This window comes from Polaromonas sp. P1_F4, assembly GCF_056405675.1.
Genome location: NZ_JBFUBP010000012.1, coordinates 64,245 through 84,962, shown reverse-complemented (window position 1 = coordinate 84,962; position 20,718 = coordinate 64,245). Strand labels below are relative to the sequence as shown.

21 protein-coding genes are annotated in these 20,718 nt (G+C 63.8%); 12 read left to right on the top strand and 9 right to left on the bottom strand.

From position 1 onward, the window contains the following. Positions 1-226 precede the first annotated feature (226 nt). The gene (locus tag AC1DYQ_RS20220) at positions 227-1,093 is read left to right on the top strand and encodes a transglutaminase-like domain-containing protein (protein ID WP_457281319.1); all 867 of its coding nucleotides are present in this window, start codon (positions 227-229) and stop codon (positions 1,091-1,093) included. A 21-nt stretch (positions 1,094-1,114) separates the two neighbouring features. On the opposite strand, the gene AC1DYQ_RS20215 is transcribed toward AC1DYQ_RS20220, so the two are convergent. Beyond that, positions 1,115-1,762 carry a cysteine hydrolase family protein gene (locus AC1DYQ_RS20215; RefSeq protein ID WP_477688291.1) on the bottom strand — a complete coding sequence of 216 codons (648 nt, stop codon included), beginning with the start codon at positions 1,760-1,762 and terminating at the stop codon, positions 1,115-1,117. Positions 1,763-1,907: 145 nt separating this feature from the next. Between AC1DYQ_RS20215 and AC1DYQ_RS20210 the strand changes: the two genes are divergently transcribed. Then, entirely contained in the window at positions 1,908-2,906 is a 999-nt protein-coding gene (locus AC1DYQ_RS20210) for a GlxA family transcriptional regulator (protein ID WP_477688325.1), read from the top strand. Positions 2,907-3,020: 114 nt separating this feature from the next. Here the strand turns inward: AC1DYQ_RS20210 and AC1DYQ_RS20205 are convergent, their stop codons facing one another. The 6 genes from AC1DYQ_RS20205 to AC1DYQ_RS20180 form a co-directional block, all read right to left on the bottom strand. Further along, positions 3,021-4,001: a branched-chain amino acid ABC transporter permease gene (locus tag AC1DYQ_RS20205; RefSeq protein WP_477688290.1), complete on the bottom strand. Its 981-nt coding sequence runs from the start codon at positions 3,999-4,001 to the stop codon at positions 3,021-3,023. Positions 4,002-4,003: 2 nt separating this feature from the next. Continuing rightward, on the bottom strand, positions 4,004-4,888 hold the full coding sequence (locus AC1DYQ_RS20200; protein WP_477673034.1) for a branched-chain amino acid ABC transporter permease: 885 nt from the start codon (positions 4,886-4,888) through the stop codon (positions 4,004-4,006). A gap of 172 nt (positions 4,889-5,060) precedes the next feature. Then, on the bottom strand, positions 5,061-6,254 hold the full coding sequence (locus AC1DYQ_RS20195) for an ABC transporter substrate-binding protein (RefSeq protein WP_477688289.1): 1,194 nt from the start codon (positions 6,252-6,254) through the stop codon (positions 5,061-5,063). A 77-nt stretch (positions 6,255-6,331) separates the two neighbouring features. Beyond that, positions 6,332-7,036, bottom strand: a complete 705-nt coding sequence (locus AC1DYQ_RS20190; protein WP_477688288.1) for an ABC transporter ATP-binding protein — start codon at positions 7,034-7,036, stop codon at positions 6,332-6,334. Beyond that, positions 7,037-7,810, bottom strand: a complete 774-nt coding sequence (locus tag AC1DYQ_RS20185) for an ABC transporter ATP-binding protein (RefSeq protein WP_477666507.1) — start codon at positions 7,808-7,810, stop codon at positions 7,037-7,039. It lies immediately after the preceding gene. Between the two features lie 546 nt (positions 7,811-8,356). Continuing rightward, entirely contained in the window at positions 8,357-10,744 is a 2,388-nt protein-coding gene (locus AC1DYQ_RS20180) for a DUF6600 domain-containing protein (protein ID WP_477688287.1), read from the bottom strand. A 166-nt stretch (positions 10,745-10,910) separates the two neighbouring features. Between AC1DYQ_RS20180 and AC1DYQ_RS20175 the strand changes: the two genes are divergently transcribed. Then, positions 10,911-11,063, top strand: coding sequence for a hypothetical protein (locus AC1DYQ_RS20175; protein WP_477647522.1), 153 nt, complete (start codon positions 10,911-10,913; stop codon positions 11,061-11,063). Between the two features lie 12 nt (positions 11,064-11,075). Beyond that, entirely contained in the window at positions 11,076-12,149 is a 1,074-nt protein-coding gene (locus AC1DYQ_RS20170) for a DUF6352 family protein (RefSeq protein WP_477688286.1), read from the top strand. Positions 12,150-12,177: 28 nt separating this feature from the next. Here AC1DYQ_RS20170 and AC1DYQ_RS20165 read toward each other — a convergent pair whose 3' ends face one another. Beyond that, the gene (locus AC1DYQ_RS20165) at positions 12,178-12,489 is read right to left on the bottom strand and encodes a cupin domain-containing protein (RefSeq protein WP_477668589.1); all 312 of its coding nucleotides are present in this window, start codon (positions 12,487-12,489) and stop codon (positions 12,178-12,180) included. Between the two features lie 144 nt (positions 12,490-12,633). Between AC1DYQ_RS20165 and AC1DYQ_RS20160 the strand changes: the two genes are divergently transcribed. Continuing rightward, on the top strand, positions 12,634-13,467 hold the full coding sequence (locus AC1DYQ_RS20160) for an aldo/keto reductase (RefSeq protein WP_477688285.1): 834 nt from the start codon (positions 12,634-12,636) through the stop codon (positions 13,465-13,467). Between the two features lie 13 nt (positions 13,468-13,480). Here the strand turns inward: AC1DYQ_RS20160 and AC1DYQ_RS20155 are convergent, their stop codons facing one another. Further along, positions 13,481-14,209 (bottom strand): hypothetical protein, encoded by a 729-nt coding sequence (locus AC1DYQ_RS20155; protein ID WP_477688284.1) that lies wholly within the window; start codon positions 14,207-14,209, stop codon positions 13,481-13,483. 258 nt (positions 14,210-14,467) lie between these two features. Here AC1DYQ_RS20155 and AC1DYQ_RS20150 point away from each other — a divergent pair, with 258 nt between their 5' ends. From AC1DYQ_RS20150 to AC1DYQ_RS20120, 7 genes are all read left to right on the top strand, one after another. Then, on the top strand, positions 14,468-15,430 hold the full coding sequence (locus AC1DYQ_RS20150) for a Bug family tripartite tricarboxylate transporter substrate binding protein (RefSeq protein WP_477688283.1): 963 nt from the start codon (positions 14,468-14,470) through the stop codon (positions 15,428-15,430). A 156-nt stretch (positions 15,431-15,586) separates the two neighbouring features. Then, entirely contained in the window at positions 15,587-16,327 is a 741-nt protein-coding gene (locus tag AC1DYQ_RS20145; protein WP_477688282.1) for a GntR family transcriptional regulator, read from the top strand. Between the two features lie 34 nt (positions 16,328-16,361). Continuing rightward, a complete protein-coding gene (locus tag AC1DYQ_RS20140; RefSeq protein ID WP_477688281.1) occupies positions 16,362-17,390 on the top strand; it encodes a tripartite tricarboxylate transporter substrate binding protein in 1,029 nt (342 codons plus the stop codon). A gap of 4 nt (positions 17,391-17,394) precedes the next feature. Continuing rightward, positions 17,395-18,231, top strand: a complete 837-nt coding sequence (locus tag AC1DYQ_RS20135; RefSeq protein ID WP_477688280.1) for an amidohydrolase family protein — start codon at positions 17,395-17,397, stop codon at positions 18,229-18,231. Positions 18,232-18,306: 75 nt separating this feature from the next. Next, a complete protein-coding gene (locus AC1DYQ_RS20130) occupies positions 18,307-18,468 on the top strand; it encodes a hypothetical protein (RefSeq protein WP_007863796.1) in 162 nt (53 codons plus the stop codon). 163 nt (positions 18,469-18,631) lie between these two features. Further along, positions 18,632-19,669 (top strand): hypothetical protein, encoded by a 1,038-nt coding sequence (locus tag AC1DYQ_RS20125; RefSeq protein WP_477688279.1) that lies wholly within the window; start codon positions 18,632-18,634, stop codon positions 19,667-19,669. Next, positions 19,666-20,709 carry a hypothetical protein gene (locus AC1DYQ_RS20120; RefSeq protein ID WP_477688278.1) on the top strand — a complete coding sequence of 348 codons (1,044 nt, stop codon included), beginning with the start codon at positions 19,666-19,668 and terminating at the stop codon, positions 20,707-20,709. The genes AC1DYQ_RS20125 and AC1DYQ_RS20120 overlap by 4 nt, the downstream gene beginning before the upstream one ends. The last annotated feature ends 9 nt before the right edge of the window (positions 20,710-20,718 follow it).

Below are 20,718 nucleotides of genomic sequence, written 5' to 3'. Positions count from 1 at the left end.
GGACGCCGCGTGTTCATCGCGGACGCCAAAGCCGCAAACCGTCGCAAATCGCCGGTATCCGCCTCGAAGAGGTCCACAATGACTGGTACACCAGATCAGCGCGCTTTTGCGCAGGTGCCCGCCTGCGGCGAGCGCTACGCTGAGAGGCTCCCTTCATTGATTGACGATTGCGCGGCGGCAGGCTTGCTCCAGGCCTGCCCCTTGCGCAACGGCAAGGAAAGAATCCATGGTCAGGCTCCAGTTTTCCGTCGAACTCAACTACGACGTCGCGCCTCCGGGCGGCGACTTCATCTTCAACGTCCACGCGGCGCACACGCAGCAGCAGATCGTGCAGGCCGAAAACCTGCAGGTCAGCCAGCCGGTGCCCTTCACCATCGACACCGACCCGGCGAGCCGGAACCGCTACCTGCGCCTGCAGGCCCAGCCCGGCCCACTGAGCGTGCGCTATGAAGCCACCGTAGACATTTACCACTACACAGCGGCGCCCGGTGAGCTGGGCGAGGTGCCGGTCTGCCAGCTTCCCGGTGCCGTGCTGCCCTACATCTACCCGAGCCGCTACTGCCAGTCAGACCGGCTGCAGAAGCTGGCCTCCAACGAGTTCGGTCATTTGCAGCAAGGCTACAGTCGGGCAGAAGCCATCTGCCAGTGGGTGCAGCAGCGCGTGAGTTTCGAGTCCAACAGCTCGCATGGCAGCACCTCGGCGATCGACACGGTGGTGGAGCGCGTCGGTGTGTGCCGCGACTTCGCGCATTTGATGATCGCGCTGTGCCGCGCCCTCAACCTGCCGGCGCGCTTTGCCACCGGAATTGACTACGGCGCCGACCCCGCGCTCGGCCCCACCGACTTCCATGCCTATGTCGAGGTCTACCTGGGCCATCGCTGGTACCTGTTTGATCCGTCAGGCACCGCCATTCCCATGGGTTTTGTGCGGTTTGCCACCGGCCGCGATGCGGCTGATGCCGCTTTTGCCATGCTGTTCGGCAGCGTCACGTCCAGCGCGCCCATCATCCACATCCAGGCTGTGCCCGATGGCTATGGGCAACTGGTCGTGCCGCAGCGCGTAAACCATGCGCTCTCGACTGACGGCCTCTGAGGGCCGACGCAAAGTTGCCTGTTACCGGCCGGCAATGGCCGCGCGGTTCGACGCGAGGACGTTGTTCTTCTCCAGCCGTCCGCCGGCCTGGACCGCGGCGATCCAGGCGTCGGTGGAGCCAGTAGCGGCAAAGCGCGAGTGAAACACCACGCTGAACACGCGGTGGATTTCTTCGGCGCTGGCCCGGCCGGCCTCGTTGGCATACGGCAGTGCGCCACTCGCATCCTGCAAAAACTCCACATGCAGGCCGCGGTGTGTGGCCTCAAAAATCGTGGAAGCGTCGCAGTTGTGCGTCATGTAGCCGATCACGGTGAGGGTGTCGATGCCGTTTTTATCCAGCCATCCGCCGAAGTCGGTGCCGGTGTAGACGCTGGGCCAGGATTTTTCAACGTAGTGGTCGCGCGGGCGGCTGGCCACGGTCTCATGCAGTTCCCACAAGGGCGAGCCTTTGGCGAACAGCGGCGACGCGGCCGGCTCGCTGTGTTGCACTACTACCACCGGAATGCCCGCTGCGCGCGCTGCGTCCATGGCGCGGCCGATATTGGGCAGTGTTTTTTCCACCGGCGGGTATTCGATGAGCAGGCCGCCGCCGCTGAAGTATTCCTTTTGCACGTCGATGACGACGAGGGCGCGGCGTGGTACTGCGGGCTTTGAGTTCTGGATGGCCATGTGTTTGCTCCTGCGGGTTGTTGCTGAATCAAGTGATCAACGGATGCTGATGGTGTGATTGTTGGGCGCAACACGTTTTCCGGAAAGTGGCCCAATTGACAATATTCGATAGAATCGGGCCATGTCGAAAAAAGCACTTCCACAGATGCCGGCCGCCGGCAAGTCACGCATCAAGTCACGCACCGCAAGCCAGCTCAGCACGGTCGCCGTGGTGGCGTTTGACGGCATCAGCCCATTTCATCTTTCCGTGCCGTGCATGGTGTTTGGCAATGATTTTTCAGGGCCCGATCTGCCGCGCTTCAGGCTGCTGGTGTGCGCCGAAACGCCGGGCAGCCTGCGCACGACTGCCGGCTTCACCATTGCGGTAGAGCACAGCTTGAGCGCGCTGGCCAAGGCGCAAACCGTGGTGGTGCCGTCGTGGCGGGACCCGATGGAGCGGCCGTCCGAAGCCCTGCTCAAGGCTTTGCGTGCGGCGCACAAGCGCGGCGCGCGCATTGTCGGGCTGTGCCTGGGGGCTTTTGTGTTGGCCGAGGCCGGCCTGCTGGACGGCCGGCCCGCCGCCACGCACTGGGCGCTGGCGCCGGCTTTTGCCGCGCGCTACCCGCAGGTCAGTCTGCAGCCCGATGTGCTGTATGTGGACGACGGTGATGTGCTCACCTCGGCGGGCACGGCCGCCGGCATTGATTGCTGCCTGCATTTGCTGCGCCGTGACTTCGGCGCCGAAGCGGCCAACCGGGTGGCGCGCCGCATGGTGGTGGCGCCGCAGCGGCAGGGCGGGCAAGCGCAATACGTGGAGCAACCCCTGCCGGCCACCGGCTCCGACCACCGGCTGTCGGCCATTCTGGCGTGGGTGCAGGAAAACCTGCGACAGCCCCACAGCCTCGATACGCTGGCAGCACGTGCCCTGATGAGCCGGCGCACCTTCACCCGGCATTTCCGGCACATCACCGGCACCACCGTGGGCCAATGGCTGGCCAGCCAGCGCCTGGCGCTGGCGCAGCGGCAACTCGAATCAACCGGCCGCTCGATGGAGCAGATTGCCCAGGACGCAGGATTCGGCTCGGCGGTCTCCCTGCGGCAGCACTTTGCGGCGACGCTTGGAACCTCGCCGTCGATGTACCGGCGCGAGTTCCGTGGCAACTGATTTTGGGGAAATGGGGCTGTTAGCCAATGGTGACGAGCGCAAGCAGCTATTAAAACAATAGCGACTGAAGGGCTTTAAAAGCAGTCGGACGGGACGGCCGCCCGGCCCTGCCGGTCAGGGTTTTGCCGCGGCAGCCTTGGCCGCGGCGCGGCGGCGTTCGAGGAAGGCCTGCAATTCACCGATCACACCCTTGCGGAAGGCCAGCACGCACAGCACAAAGATCGCGCCGATGATGACGGTGACCCAGGAGCCGACCTTGTCGGCCAGCAGGTTCTGCAGCGCGATCACGATGCCCGAGCCCATGACCGGGCCGAAGAAAGTGCCCACGCCGCCCAGCAGGGTCATCAGGATGACTTCGCCGGACATGGACCAGTGCACGTCCGACAGCGTGGCAAAACCCATGACCAGTGTTTTCATCGACCCGGCCAGGCCCGCCAGCGCGGCCGACAGCACAAAGGCCAGCAGCTTGTAGCGGTCGACGTTGTAGCCCAGCGAGATGGCGCGGGGTTCGTTCTCGCGGATCATCTTGAGCACCTGGCCGAAGGGCGAGTGCACGATGCGCGAGATGAACAGGAAGCAGGCCACAAAAATCGCCACCACCACGTAATACAGCGAGATGTCGGATTCGAGCGGCAGCAGGCCGAACAGCTTGCCGCGCGGCACGCCTTGCAGGCCGTCTTCACCGCCAGTAAAGCTCGCCTGCAGGCAGACGAAATAAACCATCTGCGCAATCGCCAGCGTGATCATCGCAAAGTAAATGCCCTGGCGGCGGATGGCCACCAGCCCGACCAGCAGGCCGATCAGCCCGGCCGCGACCGCGCCGGCCAGCAGAGCCAGTTCGGGAGTCCAGTTCTGCGACTTGATGAACCAGCCGGTGACATAAGCGGCAGAGCCGAAGAATGCGGCATGGCCGAACGAGAGCAGGCCGGTAAAACCCAGCAACAGGTTGAAGGCGCAGGCGAAGAGCGCAAAGCACAGCAGCTTCATCACAAACACCGGGTAGAGACCCAGGAAGGGTGCGGCCAGCGCAAAAGCCAGCAGGACGAGGTAAGTGATGCGCAGCATGTTGGCGGCTTTGGTGGAGAGGGCGCTCATGGTCAGGCTTCCTTTCCGAAGAGGCCGGCGGGCCGGAACATCAACACGATGACCATGATGACGAATACCACGATGTTGGACGCTTCAGGATAAAACACCCGGGTCAGGCCTTCGACAATGCCCAGGCCCAGGCCGGTGATGACCGAGCCGAGGATGGAGCCCATGCCGCCGATCACGACGACGGCAAAGACCACGATGATCAGGTTGGAGCCCATCAGCGGGTTGACCTGGATGATGGGGGCGGCCAGCACGCCGGCCAGGGCCGCCAGGGCGGCGCCCGCGCCGTAGGTGAGCATCACCATCATGGGGACGTTGATGCCAAAGGCCTGCACCAGCGGCGCGTTTTCGGTGCCGGCGCGCAGGTAGGCGCCCAGCCGGGTGCGTTCGATCAGGTACCAGGTGCCCAGGCACACCACCAGCGACACCACCACCACCCAGGCGCGGTAAATCGGCAGGCGCATAAAGCCAAGGTCCATGGAGCCGGCCAGCAGGTCTGGCACGTTGTAGTTCTGGCCCGAGACGCCGTAAATTTCACGGAAGACGCCTTCGAGAACCAGCGCCAGGCCAAAGGTCAGCAGCAGGCCGTAGAGCGGATCGAGCTTGTACAGATGCTTGAGGAAAAGCCGTTCGATGATCACACCGAGAATGCCGACCGTCAGCGGCGCCAACACCAGCGCGAACCAGTAATTCATGCCGAACTGGTCCAGCATGATCCAGGCGGCGAAGGCGCCCAGCATGTAGAGCGCGCCGTGCGCAAAGTTGACGATGCCCAGCAGGCCGAAAATCACCGCGAGCCCCAGGCTGAGCATGGCGTAGAAGGCGCCATTGACCAGGCCCAGCATCAGCTGGCCCATAAACGCTTGCAGGGGAATACCGAAAATTTCCATGGGAACCTGTCAGGACACCGATACCGTGAGTTGTGGCGGGAGCACGAAGGTCTTTGAAGGAAGCAGCCGGTCATTCTGCATTTCTGCGAAATGACCGGCTGGATCGAACCCTCGTTCTACCCCGTTTTTTGTTTTTTCGTCAGTTCAACGTTTGCGCAGTTGCAGTGATGCTTTACTTCTTGAGAGCCGAGCACTTGGATTCGGCCACCGTGGTGAAAGCCTGCTCGCCCGGCACCTTGGCGATGGTCTTGTAGTAGTCCCATGGCGTGCCCGAATCCTTGGAGCTCTTGACTTCGTACAGGTACATGTCGTGGATCATGCGGCCGTCGGCGCGGATCTGGCCCTTGTTGTAGAAGTCTTCGATTTTCATGCCCTTGAGCGTGCTCATGACCTTGTCGGAATCGGTCGTGCCGGCGGTCTGCACGGCCTTCAGGTAGCTCAGGGTGGCGGAGTAGTCGGCCGCCTGCAGGCTGGAAGGCATGCGCTTGTATTTGTCGAAGAAGCGCTTGGCGAACTTGCGCGAGGCGTCGTCCTGGTTCCAATACCAGCTGTCGGCCAGCTGCAGGCCTTCGGTGTTGGCCAGGCCCAGGGAGTGCACGTCGTTGATGAACACCAGCAGGCCGGCAACCTTCATGGTCTTGCCGATGCCGAATTCCTTGGCAGCCTTCATGGCGTTGGTGAAGTCGCCGCCGGCATTGGCCAGTGCCAGGATTTGCGCCTTGGAAGACTGCGCCTGCAGCAGGAAAGACGAAAAGTCCGAGGCGTTCAGCGGATGGCGGACGGTGCCGGCAACGGTGCCGCCGTTGGCCTTGACCACGGTGGAGGCATCGCCTTCGAGCGAGTAGCCGAACGCATAGTCGGCGGTCAGGAAGTACCAGCTCTTGTTGCCGGCCTTGACCAGCGCGGAACCGGCGACCTTGGCCAGCGAGACCGTGTCGTACGCGTAGTGGACGGTGTAAGGCGAGCAGTCTTCATTGGTCAGGCGGGCCGAGCCGGCGCCGATGACGAGGAACGGTTTTTTCTTTTCGGTGGTGACCTTGGACATGGCCAGTGCCGTGCCTGAGTTGGTACCGCCAATCAGCATCTGCAGGCCGTCCTTGTCGATCCATTCACGTGCCTTGGACGACGCGACGTCGGCCTTGTTCTGGTGGTCGGCACTCAGCACCTCGACAGGGCGGTTCAGGACCTTGCCGCCGAAATCCTGCACGGCCCACCTCAGCATTTCCGCACCGGCGGGGCCGTCGATGTCGGCGTAAAGGCTGGACATGTCGGTGATGATGCCGATCTTGATCGGGCCGGTGTTCTGTGCGAAAGCGGTGCCGGTGAGGCCTAGGGCGAGTGCGGCAACAAGTGCTTTGAGTTTCATGATGTCTCCTGTTATGGAAGGGGTGAACCGGGTGTGGGGAAATCGAGGGGACTAAAAAGGATTCAGCATGCCCGGCGTCAGACGCCAAGGTACTCCTGCAGCATGCCCATGTTTCCGGCCAGCTCGGTCTGGGCAAACTGCTTGACGATGCGGCCGTGCTCCATCACGTAGAAGCGGTCGGCCAGCGGCGCGGCGAAGCGGAAGTTCTGCTCCACCAGCACGATGGTGTAGCCCTTGGCCTTGAGCGTGAGGATCATTTCGGCGAGCTTCTGCACGATGACCGGCGCCAGGCCTTCGGAAATTTCGTCGAGCAGCAAGAGACGCGCGCCGGTACGCAAAATGCGCGCCACGGCCAGCATCTGCTGCTCGCCGCCGGACAGGCGCGTGCCGGGGCTGCTGGCGCGTTCCTTGAGATTGGGGAACATCGCGTAGATTTCGTCCAGGCTCATGCCGCCGGGGCCGATGGTGGGCGGCAGCATCAGGTTTTCTTCGGCCGAGAGGCTGGCGAAAATGCCGCGCTCTTCAGGGCAGTAGCCCACGCCCAGCCGCGCCACCTTGTGCGGCGCCAGCTTGATGGCTTCTTCACCGTTGATGCGGATGGAGCCCTTGCGTGCACCCGTCATGCCGACGATGGCGCGCATGGTGGTGGTGCGGCCGGCGCCATTGCGGCCCAGCAGCGTCACCACTTCGCCTTCGTTGACGCTGAGGTTCACACCATGCAGGATGTGCGACTCGCCGTACCAAGCGTGCAGGTCTTCTATCTTGAGGAGCTCTTTGGTCATCTAGTGCGCCCCTTGAAGCTCGGTGTTCGCTGTGCCCATATAAGCTTCGATCACCAACGGATTCGCTGACACTTCGGCATATGGCCCGTCGGCAATGATGGCGCCGCGCTGCAACACCGTGATGCGGTCGGCGATCGACGACACCACGTTCATGTTGTGCTCGACCATCAGGATGGTCCGGCCGGCCGAGACTTTCTTGATCAGCTGCGTCACGCGGTCCACGTCTTCGTGGCCCATGCCCTGTGTGGGTTCGTCGAGCAGCATCAGTTCGGGTTCCAGCGCCAGCGTGGTGGCGAGTTCAAGCGCGCGCTTGCGGCCATAGGGCAGGTTCACTGTGAGTTCGTCGGCGAAGTCGCTGAGGTCCACTTCGGCCAGCAGTTCGCGGGCACGGCCGTGCAGGTGAAACAGCGTGTCTTCCGCTTTCCAGAAATGGAACGAGGTGCCGAGGTTGCGCTGCAAGGCGGCGCGCACGTTTTCAAGGACTGTCATGTGCGGGAAGACCGCAGAGATCTGGAATGACCGCACGATGCCGCGCCGCGCGGTCTGCGCGGGTTGCTCAAACGTGATGTCATTGCCGTTGTAGACAATGCTTCCGCGCGTGGGGATAAGGAACTTCGTCAGCAGGTTGAAGAAAGTCGTCTTGCCGGCGCCGTTGGGCCCGATCAGCGCATGGATATGCCCGCGCTGGACTTTCAGGTCCACGTTGTTGACCGCCACGAATCCCTTGAATTCCTTGGTCAGCCCTCGTGTTTCGAGAATGAACTCCACTGACAAATTGGTTCTCCGGAAGATGGGTGGGATATCACGGGCGCAAGGTGCCGCGGCGGCTGATGCGGCAGCAGGCGCGAACCCGTGAAACACAGGTGGTCATCCTAGCCACCCACCCTCCGAGGCGGTACCGGGTCAGACCCTTAAGTAGTTTTGCGTGATCCCCTAAAGCCCCCACGCTCCCCATTGCGTGTGGTTCGCGAGGCCTTGCAGGCCGCAGCTTGCGAGACGCTTCGCCTCTGTCGCCCGTCCAAGCCTGCGCAGGCAGGCTTGGAGCCGGCGGGCTCCAGCCCCTCGAGGGCGCTGCGCCTGCGGCCCGGCAAAGCCGGTTCCGCGGCCCCTGCTGGTTTAAGAGTTCAGCGGGCCCAACCAAACGGGGGCCGAGGGTACGGCTTTGCCGGCCCTAGGCGCCGCCCCCTTGAGGGGGAGCAGGCTACACGAAGTGAGCCTGGACAGGGGTGGGCTTGTTCTGCCCGGCAAAGCCGGTTCCGCGGCCCCTGCTTGATGAGGAGTGCCCCCTCCGGTAGAAAACCGGCGCCCGTATTGGCTTTTTTATTGCTCGCGGTTGCGGCCTGGGCCGCCTTCGCCGCGCTGGCCGCGCGGATTGGTTGCGTCGGCCTGGCGGGACGGTTTGTCTGGGGTGGCGTCGCGTTGTGACTGCTGTTGCTGTTGCTGTTGCTGCTGCTGCCGTTGCTGCAATTGGTGTTGCCGCCGCTGTTGTTGTTCCTGGGCCTGGCGCTGCTGCTCCTGCTGCGCACGTTGTTGCTGTTGTTGCAAATGCTGCTGTTGTTGCAAATGTTGTTGTTGCTGCTGTTGCTGTTGCTGTTGCTGCTGTCTTTGCGCGGCCTGTTGCTGGCGGGTGTTTTCCTGGTCGCGCTGGGCCTGTTCGCGCAGGGCGCGCTGGCCTATGGATTCTTCACCGGAACGGCGCTGCTGTTCCAGCTGGGGACCCTGAAGCTTTTCTCGTTGTTCCTGTTGCTGGCGCAGCTGTTCGCGCTGCGCTTGTTGCTGGCTGCGACGAGCCTGTTCGGCGGCATGGCGGTCGGCGTTGGCGCGTGCATCGGCATTGGCATTCGCGGCCTGGGCGCGTTCCTGCGCTTCCTGGCGGGCCCGCGCATCGCGCTGGGCTTGCTCGCGGAGGGCGCGCTGGCCTATGGCCTCTTCGCCCTGGCGGCGTTGCTGTTCCAGCTGGGGGCCTTGCAGGCGTTCTTTTTGCTCCTGCTGCTGGCGCTGCTGCTCGCGTTGCGCGCGCTGGCTGGCCTCGAGGGCGCTGCGGTCCGGTGCGGGCGAGGGCCGTGCGGCTGGCGCTGCGCCGACAGGCGCGGCGGGGGAAGCGGGAGCGGCGGCTTGTGACCGGGCGTCGTGGTCCCTGCCGGCAGGGGGACCGGCGCGGTGCTCGTCCCGGTTGTTGTCATCGCGCCGGCCGTCCCGGCGATCATCCCTGCGGTCGCTGCGGCTGCTGACCACCGGCCGCGTGGCCACGGCGGGCGGCGGCAATGCGGCGGCGGCCATAGGGCGCTGCTGCGCGTGCAGCTCCGACGGATTCGGGCGCTGCGGCAGGGCGCCGCGGTCGGCCACGAGTTGTGCGCGGCCCAGGTCGGCGCTGCTCAGCCGGTGGGGATTGCCGTGCACCGGCCGGCCGCGCTCGAAGTCCTCGCGGCTGACAGCCGTCACCGCTGCAGGCTGGCGCTGGTAGCGGTAAATGTTGGTCACGTTGACGGTGTTGTTGACCACGATGTTGTGGTTCACCTGCGTGACGTAGCGCGGGCTCACGCGGTAAGCCGGGCGAAAGGCTTCGCCGGGCGCCAGCGGGAACCAGCCCACACCGGGCCGCGCTGCGCCGCCGATGGAGATGTTCCAGTTCACACCGCCGCTGCTGCCGCCCACAAAGGCGACGAGGGCGGGCGCATAGACCGGGCGCGGCGCCAGCCGGCCCGGTACCCAGGCCCAGCGCGGGCCGATCTGTGCCCAGCGGCCATAGTGAAACGGCGCAAACCCCCAGGGCGCGTCATCCACCCAGGTCCAGCCCCAGGGTGAAACCCAGGCCCAGTGGCCAACACGGTAGGGCGCCCAGTTGGCGGGAACGGCGCGCGGTATCCAGACGGCGCCGTAGGCCGGGTCCTGGCTCCAGTTACCGTAGCTGTCGAGCTGCTGGTAGCCTACGGTTTCGCGCGGTATGTAACGCGCCGAAACCGACTGGTCTTCACGCCGGTCGCGGGCGGCGGCCCACAGGTCAAAACTGTCCTGCTGTGCTGCGCCCGGTCCTGCCGGGGTGAGTTGCGTGCCGCTGAAGTTGGCCTGCTGCCGGCTTTGCAGTGTGACAGGGGCGACGCCGTCGCCATAAATTACGCCGCTGCCCGACTGGGCCACCACGCGCGTCGTGTTGCCGGCAGGGTCGACGTCCAGCCGGTAGTCACCGGGCTGCGACACCACAAACGCGAGATTGGGCGTATCCACTTCCAGCCGCTGGCCTTCATAGAGGGCCCGCACGCGCAGCTTGAGCGTGCCTTGGGCGAGGCGCAACTGGGTGGTGTTGTCGTCCAGTGCCTGGAAATCCAGGCTGGTCTGGCTGTTCATGCGCAGCGCGGTAGAGCCCACATACAGCTCCGAGCGGGCGCCGGGGCCCGTCCATAGCCTGTCGCCGGCTGTCAGCGGCCGGTTCAGCACCGCGGGTGTCCAGGCCGACGTTTCTGCCGGGTTGTTGCCGTCGCCCGGTGCGAAGCTTACGGCGCCTTCGGCCAGGTTAAGCCGGGCGACGCGGCCGGGTGGATCCAGCTGGGCGCCCTGAGGCGCGGACTCCTGCGCCCAGGCAACGGGCTGCAGCAGTGCCAGCAGGACTGCAAAGGCCAGCAGCGCGAGGTATCCGTAAAGGTGCGAAGGCCGGAAGGCCATGTGGTCGGTAGGGAACGAATTTGTGTCGCCGGTATCGATTGCTGTCATGTTGAACGCTCTCTTCCTGTCTTGCGGGACATGGATGGACTGGAAGGCGGGCTGACACGTAACGGTCGTGATCGCCAGCCTGATGAGGAGACCTTACCCAGTACAACGTGCGTGACGATGGATGGAGTGCTAACAGGCAGTAAAGATTGCGAAACAGAAGGTTGGAATGAAACGGGATGTAATGCCCGCAGCGGCCGGTCTTTCTGTTGATGGCTTTTTTATGAGAGAAAAACGCCTGCAGGCTAATACAGACGGGCGCGAGCAGCTATCAAAAAAGGAGCAGCCGGGCTTTGGCGAAAAAATGGCGCGTGCAATATGAGACGATTGCCCCATGCAAGATTTCTGGCCTTCCAGCGGCTTTTCCCGGCTCCAGCGCAACGCACGCGGCTGGCTCGCACCCTCCGACGACTATCTGCGGCTCTTCCTCGCGCGGCCCGAACTCGCGCCGGTGGCCGAGTCATGCGATGCCGAACGTGCCCTGCACGCCGCACTGGTGGCCGCGCCGTCCCGGCCGGTTTCGCCCGCCGGATTGACGGCCCTGGAAGATGCGGATGCGCGTGACAACTACAACCTGTTTTTGCGCTTTCGCGATGGCTTGCTCGCCGCCGGCACGCTGGAGGCGTACTACCTGGGCCTGTTCCCGCGGGACGGAACGGGCCGCATCGACATACCGCCCCTGTTCATCGACCTGATCGCCCAGGCGGTTGTCCACAACCTGCTGGAAGGCTCCACCGATGCGTATGAAGTGCGCGCCGCCGAAATGCTGTTTCGCCCGCAGCGCATCAGCACACAGGACGGCCAGGTGCTGAGCGGTGACCAGGAGGTGATCGACATGTTCAATGAGACCGGCGGTGTGGGCGACTTCGGCCGCTTCCTGGCGGAGGCCAAGGCGCCGGTGCCCGTGGTTGAACTGCAGGTGCTCAATGACGACAACGCTTTCACGTATTGGCAGCAGCCGGGCCGCCACCGTTTTTTGCTGGACCTGACCCATGAGGTCAGCAACGACCTGAGCCACGGCCTGGTCTTGACGATGGTGCGCGCCCGCTCAGGCCTCAAGGCGCTGGCCGGCGTGTTGCAGAAGTGGGTGAAACATTTTCTGGGCATTGAAGTCACCATCCGGCCCGTGCAGAAAGTGGACGACGAAGCATGGCGCTGGCATGTGGGGCTGGACGTGGAGGCCACGGCCTTGCTCAATGACCTGTATGAGGGAAGGGAGGTTGCACCCGACCGCCTGCAACGCCTGGTCAGCCTGTTCCGGCTGGAGTTTGTGGATGCGCGGGAAATGCGCAGCGACGTGGCGGGCAAGCCGGTGTACTTGGGGTTGATGATGAACGCCGACGGGGTGGTGAGGCTCAAGCCGCAAAACCTGCTGGTGAACCTGCCGCTGCTGCCTGCGGCGTCCTAAAAGCGTGGGCGCATCAAGCCGTATCGTTTCAGTCGCTGCCCTCCACTTCCACCACCAGCACGCGGGCCTCGCCCACCGGCGAAGCCACATGTTCGGTGCCCACGCTCGCGAAAAAGATGTCACCGGTTTCCAGCATCACGGAGCATTGCCCGCAGTTGTCGCGGTAGCGCATTTCCACGCGGCCATCGAGCACCGCAAACACTTCTTCGCCCTCGTTGATATGCCACTTGTAGGGTTTGTCGGTCCAGTGCAGCCGGGTGGTGATGCCCTGCATATTGGCTACCGTCAGCGCGCCCCAGGCGCGTGCTGCGGTGAAATCCTTGCTTCGGATGATCTTCATGTCGGTCTCCATCAGGTGCAGTGAAAGCTTCGCCATGCTACGTCGCGGGGCCGGCGGAACCATGAATTCTTCGGGGGCCATTGATTCCGTATCCGCATCACTGAAATGCACCGTTCAGGACTGCGCGGCGCTAAGATGGTTTGCATGAAAAGCGTATTGCTGCCCTGCGGCGAAGCCGTTCCCGCCCTGGGCATGGGCACCTGGAACATGGGCGATGTGCCGGCGCGGCGCGCCGACGAACTCGCGACCCTGCAACTGGGCCTGGACCTGGGTTGTAAGCTGGTTGATACCGCGGAAATGTACGGTGAGGGGCTGGCCGAAGAGCTTGTTGGCGAGGCGCTGCAGGGACGGCGTGATGAAGCCTTCATCGTCACCAAGGTGTATCCGCACAATGCCTCAAAGGCGGGCACGGTGGCCGCGTGCGAACGCAGCCTGCGGCGGCTGCGCACCGACCGCATTGACCTTTACTTGCTGCACTGGCGGGGTTCGGTGCCGCTGGCCGAAACCATGCAGGCTTTGATGGCGCTGCAAAAAGCCGGCAAGATCCGTCATTACGGCGTGAGCAACCTTGACCTCTCCGACATGCAGGAGTTGTGGAAAGTACCCGGTGGTCAGGGCGTGCAAACCAACCAGCTGCTTTACAACCTCACGCGCCGCGGCATTGAGTGGGATCTGCTGCCCTGGCTGCGCGAATGCAGCGTGCCGGTCATGGCGTATTCACCGATCGAGCAGGCGCGCCTTCTGCGCCATGCAGGCCTGACCGGCTTCGCCGTGCGCCACGGCATGCGACCCGCTCAGGCGGCGCTGGCCTGGGTGCTGGCGCAGGACGGCGTCATCGCGATTCCCAAAACCAGCCATCCGGAACGGCTGCGCGAGAACGCCGCGGCAGCGCAAATCCGGCTCAGTGATGAACAACTGGCTGAACTGGATGTGTTGTTCAAGCCGCCTTCCCGCGCCACCTCGCTGGAGATGATCTAGACCTTTCCAGGGGTCAACGCGTCAGCCATATCCCTATTGCCAGCAAGGCCGCCTGGACGGCCATGGCGATGTAGAGCGGCTTGCGGGAAGGCGTGGCGGCATCCTGAAGCGTCTGGCCAATACGCTGCGCGAGCAGAGTGCGCAACACCGGGTCAGGCGAACCTGGTGCTGGCGCAGGTGCGGCCTCGGCGGCGCGGGCCTGCTGCCATTGCGCCAGTACATCAGCCAGCGGCAAGCGGTTCACCACGAAATTGATCATGCCGCGCACGGCGCGTCCCTGGCCCAGCACGGGCGCCAATTGCTGACCGATGGCATCGGCCGACAGCATCTCCGACACCCGTTCGAGTGCACCCTTGGTTCGCGGCATGGCCTCGATACGTCCGGCAATCGTGTCTGTCAAGCACTGCGACATGGCCTCTCCATGACCCGTCACGACTTGTTGTATGGCCCGGCTGCGGCCGCGCGCCACGCCCAGCATCAGGTAAATCGGAACAAAGGCCAGCAGCAGCATGCTGACCAGCAATGGCGGTGAAAACAGCAAGGCGAGGATGGCGCCGGCGCCGCCTGCATGCGCAGCGGCGGGCATGCCAGGGCCGGACAGCCGGCTCAGGTAGAAGAAGAACACGCCACCGCCCAGCAGGAAAGCCAGCAAACCTCCCATGGCGACAGAACTGGCAAACGCCACACCGGCTTTGGCGCCGGTGCGCACCATGGACGGCGCGGCAGAAGAGTTTGATGACATGCAAGGCCTCCCTTATTTTTTAAAGGGCTGATCATAAGCGGCGCTTGCGGGGGCACTGGTGGTGCAGGGCAGGCGCTGCAGCCCGCCCAGGGCATCGCCGATCGAGACGCCGGACCCCGCGGATCACGGCCGGGCCGCGCGGCACCGCCACGTTGTATAGACAGGCCGGCGAATAAAATTGAAGGTCAAACCGGCTGTAAGCGAGTGCGTCTTTTTCATTCGCCTTATGCTTGCAAGCCCCATAAGGAGACCTTCCCCATGCTTCGCAAGTTTTTGTCGTTCATCGCTCTCGCGCTCGTACTCTCTGCCGCGCAGGCCCAGACATACCCGGCCAAGCCGATACGCCTGATCGTTCCGTTTCCGCCCGGCGGCGGCACCGACATCCTGTCGCGCCTGGTGGCCACCAAACTGACGGAGGCCAGCAAGTGGACCGTGGTGCCCGACAACCGCGGCGGCGCCGGCGGCACCATCGGCATTGCCGAAGCCGTACGCGCAGCGCCCACGGGCTATGACATGGTCATGGGCCAGAAGGACAACCTGGTTGTTGCCCCCTGGCTCTACAAGAACCTCAGCTACGACCCGACCAAAGACCTGGTGGCAGTGGCCCACGTGGCCTACACGCCGGTCGTGATCGTCACGGGCGTGCAGTCGCGCTTCAAGACCCTGGCCGACGTGGTGGCGGCAGCAAAAGCCGCGCCTGACTCCATCACCTACGGTTCGCCCGGCAACGGCACGACCATCCACCTGGCCGGCGAGATCTTCAACAGCGCCGCCAACATCAAGCTGCGCCACGTGCCCTACAAGGGCTCCAACCCGGCCATGATGGACGTGCTGGCCGGCAACGTGGACCTCATGGTGTCCTCGCTGCCCTCGGCCATCGCCCAGATCAAATCGGGCAAGCTGCGCCCGCTGGCCGTCACCTCGGCCCGCCGCAGCACCTCGCTGCCGGATGTACCCACGGTGGCCGAACTGGGCTACAAGGACTTTGACGTCAGCACCTGGTATGGCCTCTTCATGCCGGCCGGCACGTCCAAAGACATCGTTGCCACGGTCAATGCCGAGGTCAACAAGCTGCTGGCCACACCCGAAATGAAGGCTGCCATTCACGCGCAAGGCGCTGAGGTACAAAACATGACGCCCGAGCAGTTTTCCGCGCTGCTCAAGAGTGATTACCTCAAGTGGAAGGGCATTGTGCAGGCTTCCGGTGCGACCATCGAGTAAGTGGTTCGCTGCTTCTCCGCATAGAGGCGGCGCCCTGATGGGCGCCGCTTTTTTTTCGGAGAAGGCCGCTCCTGGCCCCGAAAACTACGTGAAAACCCTGAGAACAGATGCGGGGACGCATGACATGATCTAGTCATCTATAGGACTAGATCAATTATGCATAAGCCCATCCTCACTGTGGTCCCCGCCGAACCGGGCCAAAGCCGTTATGCCGCGCTGGCCGCGGCCTTGCGCGCACGTGTGGTGGCGGGCGAATGGCCGCCGGGCAGCGCCTTGCCGGCCGAGCAGACCCTGGCCGCCGAGCACGGCGTGGCATTGGGCACGCTGCGCCGCGCGCTGGAACTGCTGGCTGACCAGGGGTTGATAGAGCGCATCCATGGCCGCGGCACCTTTGTGCGCGCAGGCATGACGGGCGGCACCATGATGCGGTTTTTCCGCTTCGGCGAGGGCACGGGTGAAGTGCCGGCCTCGCACATCGTCTCGCGCCGGCTGCTGGTCGCGCCCGCCGAGGTTGCGCGGCGCCTGGGCTTGGCGCGCGGTGATATGGCGCTGCGGCTGCAACGCGTGCGCTCGCTCTCGGGCCAGCCCTGTGTTTATGAAGAAATCTGGCTGCCGCCGGCCCTGTTCGCCGGGCTCGCCGAGGGCGACGCCGGCAGCTGGGGCGACCTGCTCTACCCGATGTTTGCCGAGCGCTGCGGCGTGCATGTGGCCCGCGCGGTCGATGAAATCAGTTTCGGCGCGCTCACGGCGGCGCAGGCCGGCCACCTGGCCTTGTCGGCCGGCCATCCGTGCGCGCTGGTCACGCGCTGCGCCTACGACCTGGCCGGCCATTGCGTCGAAGTGCGCTACACGCGGGGCGATGCCCATGCCTTTCACTACACCGTCACCATCACCTGAACGCCCAGACCCATCACCGAAACCGGAGAAAACCATGTCACACCCAAGCAACCGCCCTGCAAACAAAGCGCAACCCCTGAACCGCTCGCGCCGCCTCGTGCTGCAGGCCGCGGGCGCGGCCGTCGCCGCACCCTGGGCCTTTGCCGCCCATGCCGCGGGCCAGATCGCCGGCGGCAAGCCGATCACGCTGGTTGTGTCTTATGCCGCGGGCGGCGGCGCCGACCTGATGGCGCGGCTGATCGCGCCACGCATGGCGGAGTTCCTGGGCCAGACCGTGCTGGTCGACAACAAGCCCGGCGCCGGCGGCCAGATCGCCGCGACGCAGGTGGCGCGCGCCGTGCCCGACGGCACGCAGTTGCTGGTCGATGCCTCGTCCTTCGCCGTCAATCCCGCGCTTTATCCCAAGCTGCCCTACGACACTGACACGGCTTTCGCGCCACTGGCCGTGCTGGCGCAGTTCCCCAACGTGCTGGTGTGCACGCCCGGTTTTGAGGCCAAAAGCGTCAAGGACCTGATACGCCTGGCCAAGGCCAAACCCGGGCAGATTGCCTATGCCTCTTCGGGCAACGGCTCGGCCCAGCACCTGGCTGGCGCGCTGTTTGAAGACCTGGCCGGCGTGAAGCTGGTGCATGTGCCGTACCGCGGCGGCGGCCCGGCCATGAACGACGTGATGGCCGGCCAGGTGCCGCTGTTTTTCGCCAATGTGGCTTCCTCGCTGGGGCAGATCCAGTCGGGCCGCTTGCGACCGCTGGCGGTGACCAGCCGGCGCCGCACGCGCGCGCTGCCGGACATGCCGACCATGGAAGAAGCCGGCGTGCCGGCGTATGAAGTGCTCGAATGGAACCCGGTGCTGGCGCCCGTGGGCATCGATGCCAAAAGCAAGGCCGCGCTGATCGCCGCCATCCGAAAGACCATGGCCGACCCCGAGGTGCTCGGACGCATCCGCAGCCTGAGCGGTGAGGTGTTTCCGGATGGTCCCGAGGCGCTGACTCAGGCCTTTCTCAAGGCGCAGCAGCTCAAATGGGGCCGCATCGTGAGGGACCGCAAGATCACTGCGGGATAAGCCGGTGCAAAAATCCGCGCTTGACCCGGTGGCGCCTGGCTGGGACAGTCATGTCCACGTATTTGACGCCGCTGCGGCTGTAGCGCCGGGCCACTACCAGCCCGCGCACCGGCCGCTGGGAGACATTGAGCAATTGGCCCAACACCACGGTTTCGGTCATCTGGTGCTGGTGCAACCCAGCGTCTACGGCACCGACAACACGGTGCTGCTCGACGCCTTGCGCGCCGGGGGCGGCCGTCATCGCGGCGTGGTGGTGTTGCCGCCCTCCATCGATGATGCGGCGCTGCAGGCCATGCATGACTTCGGCGTGCGGGGTGTGCGCTTTAACCTGGTGTCTCCCGTCGGGGACAGCCTGAAGGCCGGGGCGGGCCAAAGTGCCCTGGACGGCTTCCAGGCCCTGGCACCGCGCCTGCGCGCGCTGGGCTGGCATGTGCAGTGGTATGCCACGCCTGAAGACCTGCCCGTGATCGCGGCCCTGCATGCCGCCACCCCGGTGCCGGCGGTGCTGGACCACCTCGCGGGCATGCACGCGGGCGTTGCGACTGACCACCCGGCCTGGCGGGCGCTGGAGCAGCTCGCCGCCCAGGGCGCCTGGGTCAAGCTTTCGGGCTGGTACCGCTTGGGCGCTATCGCGCCTTATGGGGCGCTGGACGAGGCCATCCGCAAGGTGGCGGGGTTGTTCGGCCCGCGCATGGTATGGGGTTCTGACTGGCCGCACACCGCCTTTTCGCCCGATGCGCTGCCGGCTTATGCCAGCACCTGGGAGCCCGTGGCGCGGGCGCTGGCGGCGGCCCAAACACAGCGTGCCCGGGAGCAGGCGCCGGCCGCCTTGTACGCCTGATAAGCCCGGCGGAGGCCTGCAGCCCCGGAGTGGCTTAAAATCACGGGCTACGCCATTTTTAACCCGGAGTCTTCCATGCCCAAGAAAATCAGAGTCGAAGCCGACATCTGCGCCCCCAAGCCAGTCCCTCCCAAGGGCTACACCATCACAACCGGCCGCGGCCAGAAGATCAGCCTGGAGCGCGGTTCGCACACCCGCAGCAAAAAGAACCCAGGCAAGCGCCCTCACCAGGGTTGAGCCGGTCTGCTGATGCGGCCCCGGGTCGCATCCATGAAAAAAGCGCCTCTTCGGGCGCTTTTTTCATGGCCAAAATGGCTGGCGTTCGGTGCATTGGGTTCGATGCGGTATCCAATCCAGATAAAAACTCCTCTTGATGGAAGACGGCCATGATGTTTAATCCATGGATAACGTCAACGGGGGGTACCGAAAAATGTTGTCCAGAATTGCAGTTTTCCTGGCATTGATCCTGGGGTTGGGATGTTTTTCCATTTCAAGCGCCCAGCAGCTTGCAAATCCGATTGCAACAAGGCAGATAGGAACGCCGAACGCTTTCCCGATGGCGATCTACAAAAACATCAAAGTGCAGGATTTGAATCAAATCCTGACTGATTCGTTTGTGGAATCCGGCTTCACCCTGCTTGCCGCCAAAAAAGACGCAGACAGCGCCACGGTCTTTCGATTTTCTTATCCCGTGGACAAGAATGGCAAATACGGCGTTGTGATTTTTGGATTCAAGGTAGACGGCACCGTTGTCAATGGCCGGTGCATGAACTGTTTTTTGCGATGGGGAAAAATACAGGACGAAACGGACATCGGGAAATTTCCATGGATGGTCCAGTACGATCTGAGCAGCAGGCTCTACCCGGACATCGACCAAGCGTATTCGTCCATTAAAAACAAATCCCTGAACTACCTGGATCCCCAGCGCGGGTTTGATTACAAAAACGCATGGGACGGAGAGCGTAATCGCTGGGCTTACAACAACTCCTACGTCAAGGTCAAACTGCCGGATCTGAAGCGGGAGTGGGTCCATGCCCTCACTGATGCCGGATTCATCCTGTTGCGCGACGGCAATCCTGCCGCCGATGCCTCCGATTCCATTGTGGCATTTTCATTTCCCATCGACGGCGATAAACCCGGTGGGGTGGTCTATTCCATTCACTTCGGGAGCCAGTTTGATGCCGATGGGCTCTGCTACCCTTGCGAAGCCAGGCCGTTGTATGACCCCTACCAGACATTGCCGCCCGCTGGTTTGTCTGCCATGCCCGGCAGGCTGACGCTGGCTTCGCGGTTTGAGGCCGGCCTCAACAGCGCATACGAGCAGATCAAGGCGTCGACGGAACGCAATCTTCGGCCAGGAACCCAGTTCACCCTGCCGCCAAAATACGTTCCCCCCGGCTCAGCGCGGCCACCTCCCGTTATTCTGCCGGTGACATGAACCTGCGCTGGCCGGTCGGTACCGCCAATCATGGCCCGTTTCTCTACGGTCCGTGGTTTGACAGGCTGTTCCTCTTTGGCACAGCCGGCATCGCACTGGTACTGGGTGCTTTGGCGACCATCTCGCCCGCGATGTTTGTGGCGGTGGTACTGGTCGATATCTGGTTGTTTGCCAGCCCCCACGTCATTGCGACCTATACCCGCATCGGGTTTGACAAAGCCCATGTCAAAAGGCACTGGTTCCTGATTTTTGGTTTGCCGCCCATCGTGCTTGTCGGGGTCACGATGGTCGCGCTGGCCTATGAGCTGGGCGGCCTGTTCACCCTGTACTTCATTGCCCAGACCTACCATGTCACCCGGCAGTCGTTCGGCATTGCAAGGGCGTACAGAAGGGCCGACCCGCGGGCAGCAGGCCCAGATCGTTTGTCGGAAAGCCTGATCTACCTCTTTCCGCTTTGGGGCTTGATGCACCGGTGTACCGCGACCCCCGAATTCTTCTTTGGCTACCCCATCTACCTTCCGCCTGTGGACGCCGCGCTGACAGGCGCAACAGGCATCGTCGCCGTGTTTGTGTGCGCATGGTGGGGGTATCGGCAGGTGCGCCTTGCGCTGGCAGGGCGACTCAACGTGGGGCATTGCCTGTTTGTGGCATCGCACCTGCTTGTCATGGCAGTCGCTTACCTGTGGGTCACGGACATCACGTCGGGATGGCTGGTGGTGAATATCTGGCACAACCTGCAATACCTGCAGTTTGTATGGCTGCAGAATGTGCGCCGTGATGCGCAGTTGTCGGGCGCGGACGGCCAACGATCCATCGGCAGTCAGGATATTCAGCGCCTGGTCAAGCCATTCAAAAATGCGGCCAAATACCTGACCGTATGCTTGGTGCTGGGCGCGGTGATGTACGAAGCACTGTCGGTGGCCGGCCAGCAACTGATCTGGCTAGGCTTGCCCGCCGTTTTCATTTTGCATTTCACCGTGAACTTCCATCACTACCTGGTGGACGGCGTGATCTGGAAAAGGCCTAAGCCCGGCGCGTGACGCATCCGG

Bases quoted from the DNA above. Each gene is read 5' to 3' on its own strand.
- AC1DYQ_RS20220 (WP_457281319.1), top strand. From the start codon at position 227: ATGGTCAGGCTCCAGTTTTCCGTCGAACTCAACTACGACGTCGCGCCT.
- AC1DYQ_RS20215 (WP_477688291.1), bottom strand. From the start codon at position 1,762: ATGGCCATCCAGAACTCAAAGCCCGCAGTACCACGCCGCGCCCTCGTC.
- AC1DYQ_RS20210 (WP_477688325.1), top strand. From the start codon at position 1,908: ATGCCGGCCGCCGGCAAGTCACGCATCAAGTCACGCACCGCAAGCCAG.
- AC1DYQ_RS20205 (WP_477688290.1), bottom strand. From the start codon at position 4,001: ATGAGCGCCCTCTCCACCAAAGCCGCCAACATGCTGCGCATCACTTAC.
- AC1DYQ_RS20200 (WP_477673034.1), bottom strand. From the start codon at position 4,888: ATGGAAATTTTCGGTATTCCCCTGCAAGCGTTTATGGGCCAGCTGATG.
- AC1DYQ_RS20195 (WP_477688289.1), bottom strand. From the start codon at position 6,254: ATGAAACTCAAAGCACTTGTTGCCGCACTCGCCCTAGGCCTCACCGGC.
- AC1DYQ_RS20190 (WP_477688288.1), bottom strand. From the start codon at position 7,036: ATGACCAAAGAGCTCCTCAAGATAGAAGACCTGCACGCTTGGTACGGC.
- AC1DYQ_RS20180 (WP_477688287.1), bottom strand. From the start codon at position 10,744: ATGACAGCAATCGATACCGGCGACACAAATTCGTTCCCTACCGACCAC.
- AC1DYQ_RS20175 (WP_477647522.1), top strand. From the start codon at position 10,911: ATGAAACGGGATGTAATGCCCGCAGCGGCCGGTCTTTCTGTTGATGGC.
- AC1DYQ_RS20170 (WP_477688286.1), top strand. From the start codon at position 11,076: ATGCAAGATTTCTGGCCTTCCAGCGGCTTTTCCCGGCTCCAGCGCAAC.
- AC1DYQ_RS20165 (WP_477668589.1), bottom strand. From the start codon at position 12,489: ATGAAGATCATCCGAAGCAAGGATTTCACCGCAGCACGCGCCTGGGGC.
- AC1DYQ_RS20160 (WP_477688285.1), top strand. From the start codon at position 12,634: ATGAAAAGCGTATTGCTGCCCTGCGGCGAAGCCGTTCCCGCCCTGGGC.
- AC1DYQ_RS20155 (WP_477688284.1), bottom strand. From the start codon at position 14,209: ATGTCATCAAACTCTTCTGCCGCGCCGTCCATGGTGCGCACCGGCGCC.
- AC1DYQ_RS20150 (WP_477688283.1), top strand. From the start codon at position 14,468: ATGCTTCGCAAGTTTTTGTCGTTCATCGCTCTCGCGCTCGTACTCTCT.
- AC1DYQ_RS20145 (WP_477688282.1), top strand. From the start codon at position 15,587: ATGCATAAGCCCATCCTCACTGTGGTCCCCGCCGAACCGGGCCAAAGC.
- AC1DYQ_RS20140 (WP_477688281.1), top strand. From the start codon at position 16,362: ATGTCACACCCAAGCAACCGCCCTGCAAACAAAGCGCAACCCCTGAAC.
- AC1DYQ_RS20130 (WP_007863796.1), top strand. From the start codon at position 18,307: ATGCCCAAGAAAATCAGAGTCGAAGCCGACATCTGCGCCCCCAAGCCA.
- AC1DYQ_RS20125 (WP_477688279.1), top strand. From the start codon at position 18,632: ATGGATAACGTCAACGGGGGGTACCGAAAAATGTTGTCCAGAATTGCA.
- AC1DYQ_RS20120 (WP_477688278.1), top strand. From the start codon at position 19,666: ATGAACCTGCGCTGGCCGGTCGGTACCGCCAATCATGGCCCGTTTCTC.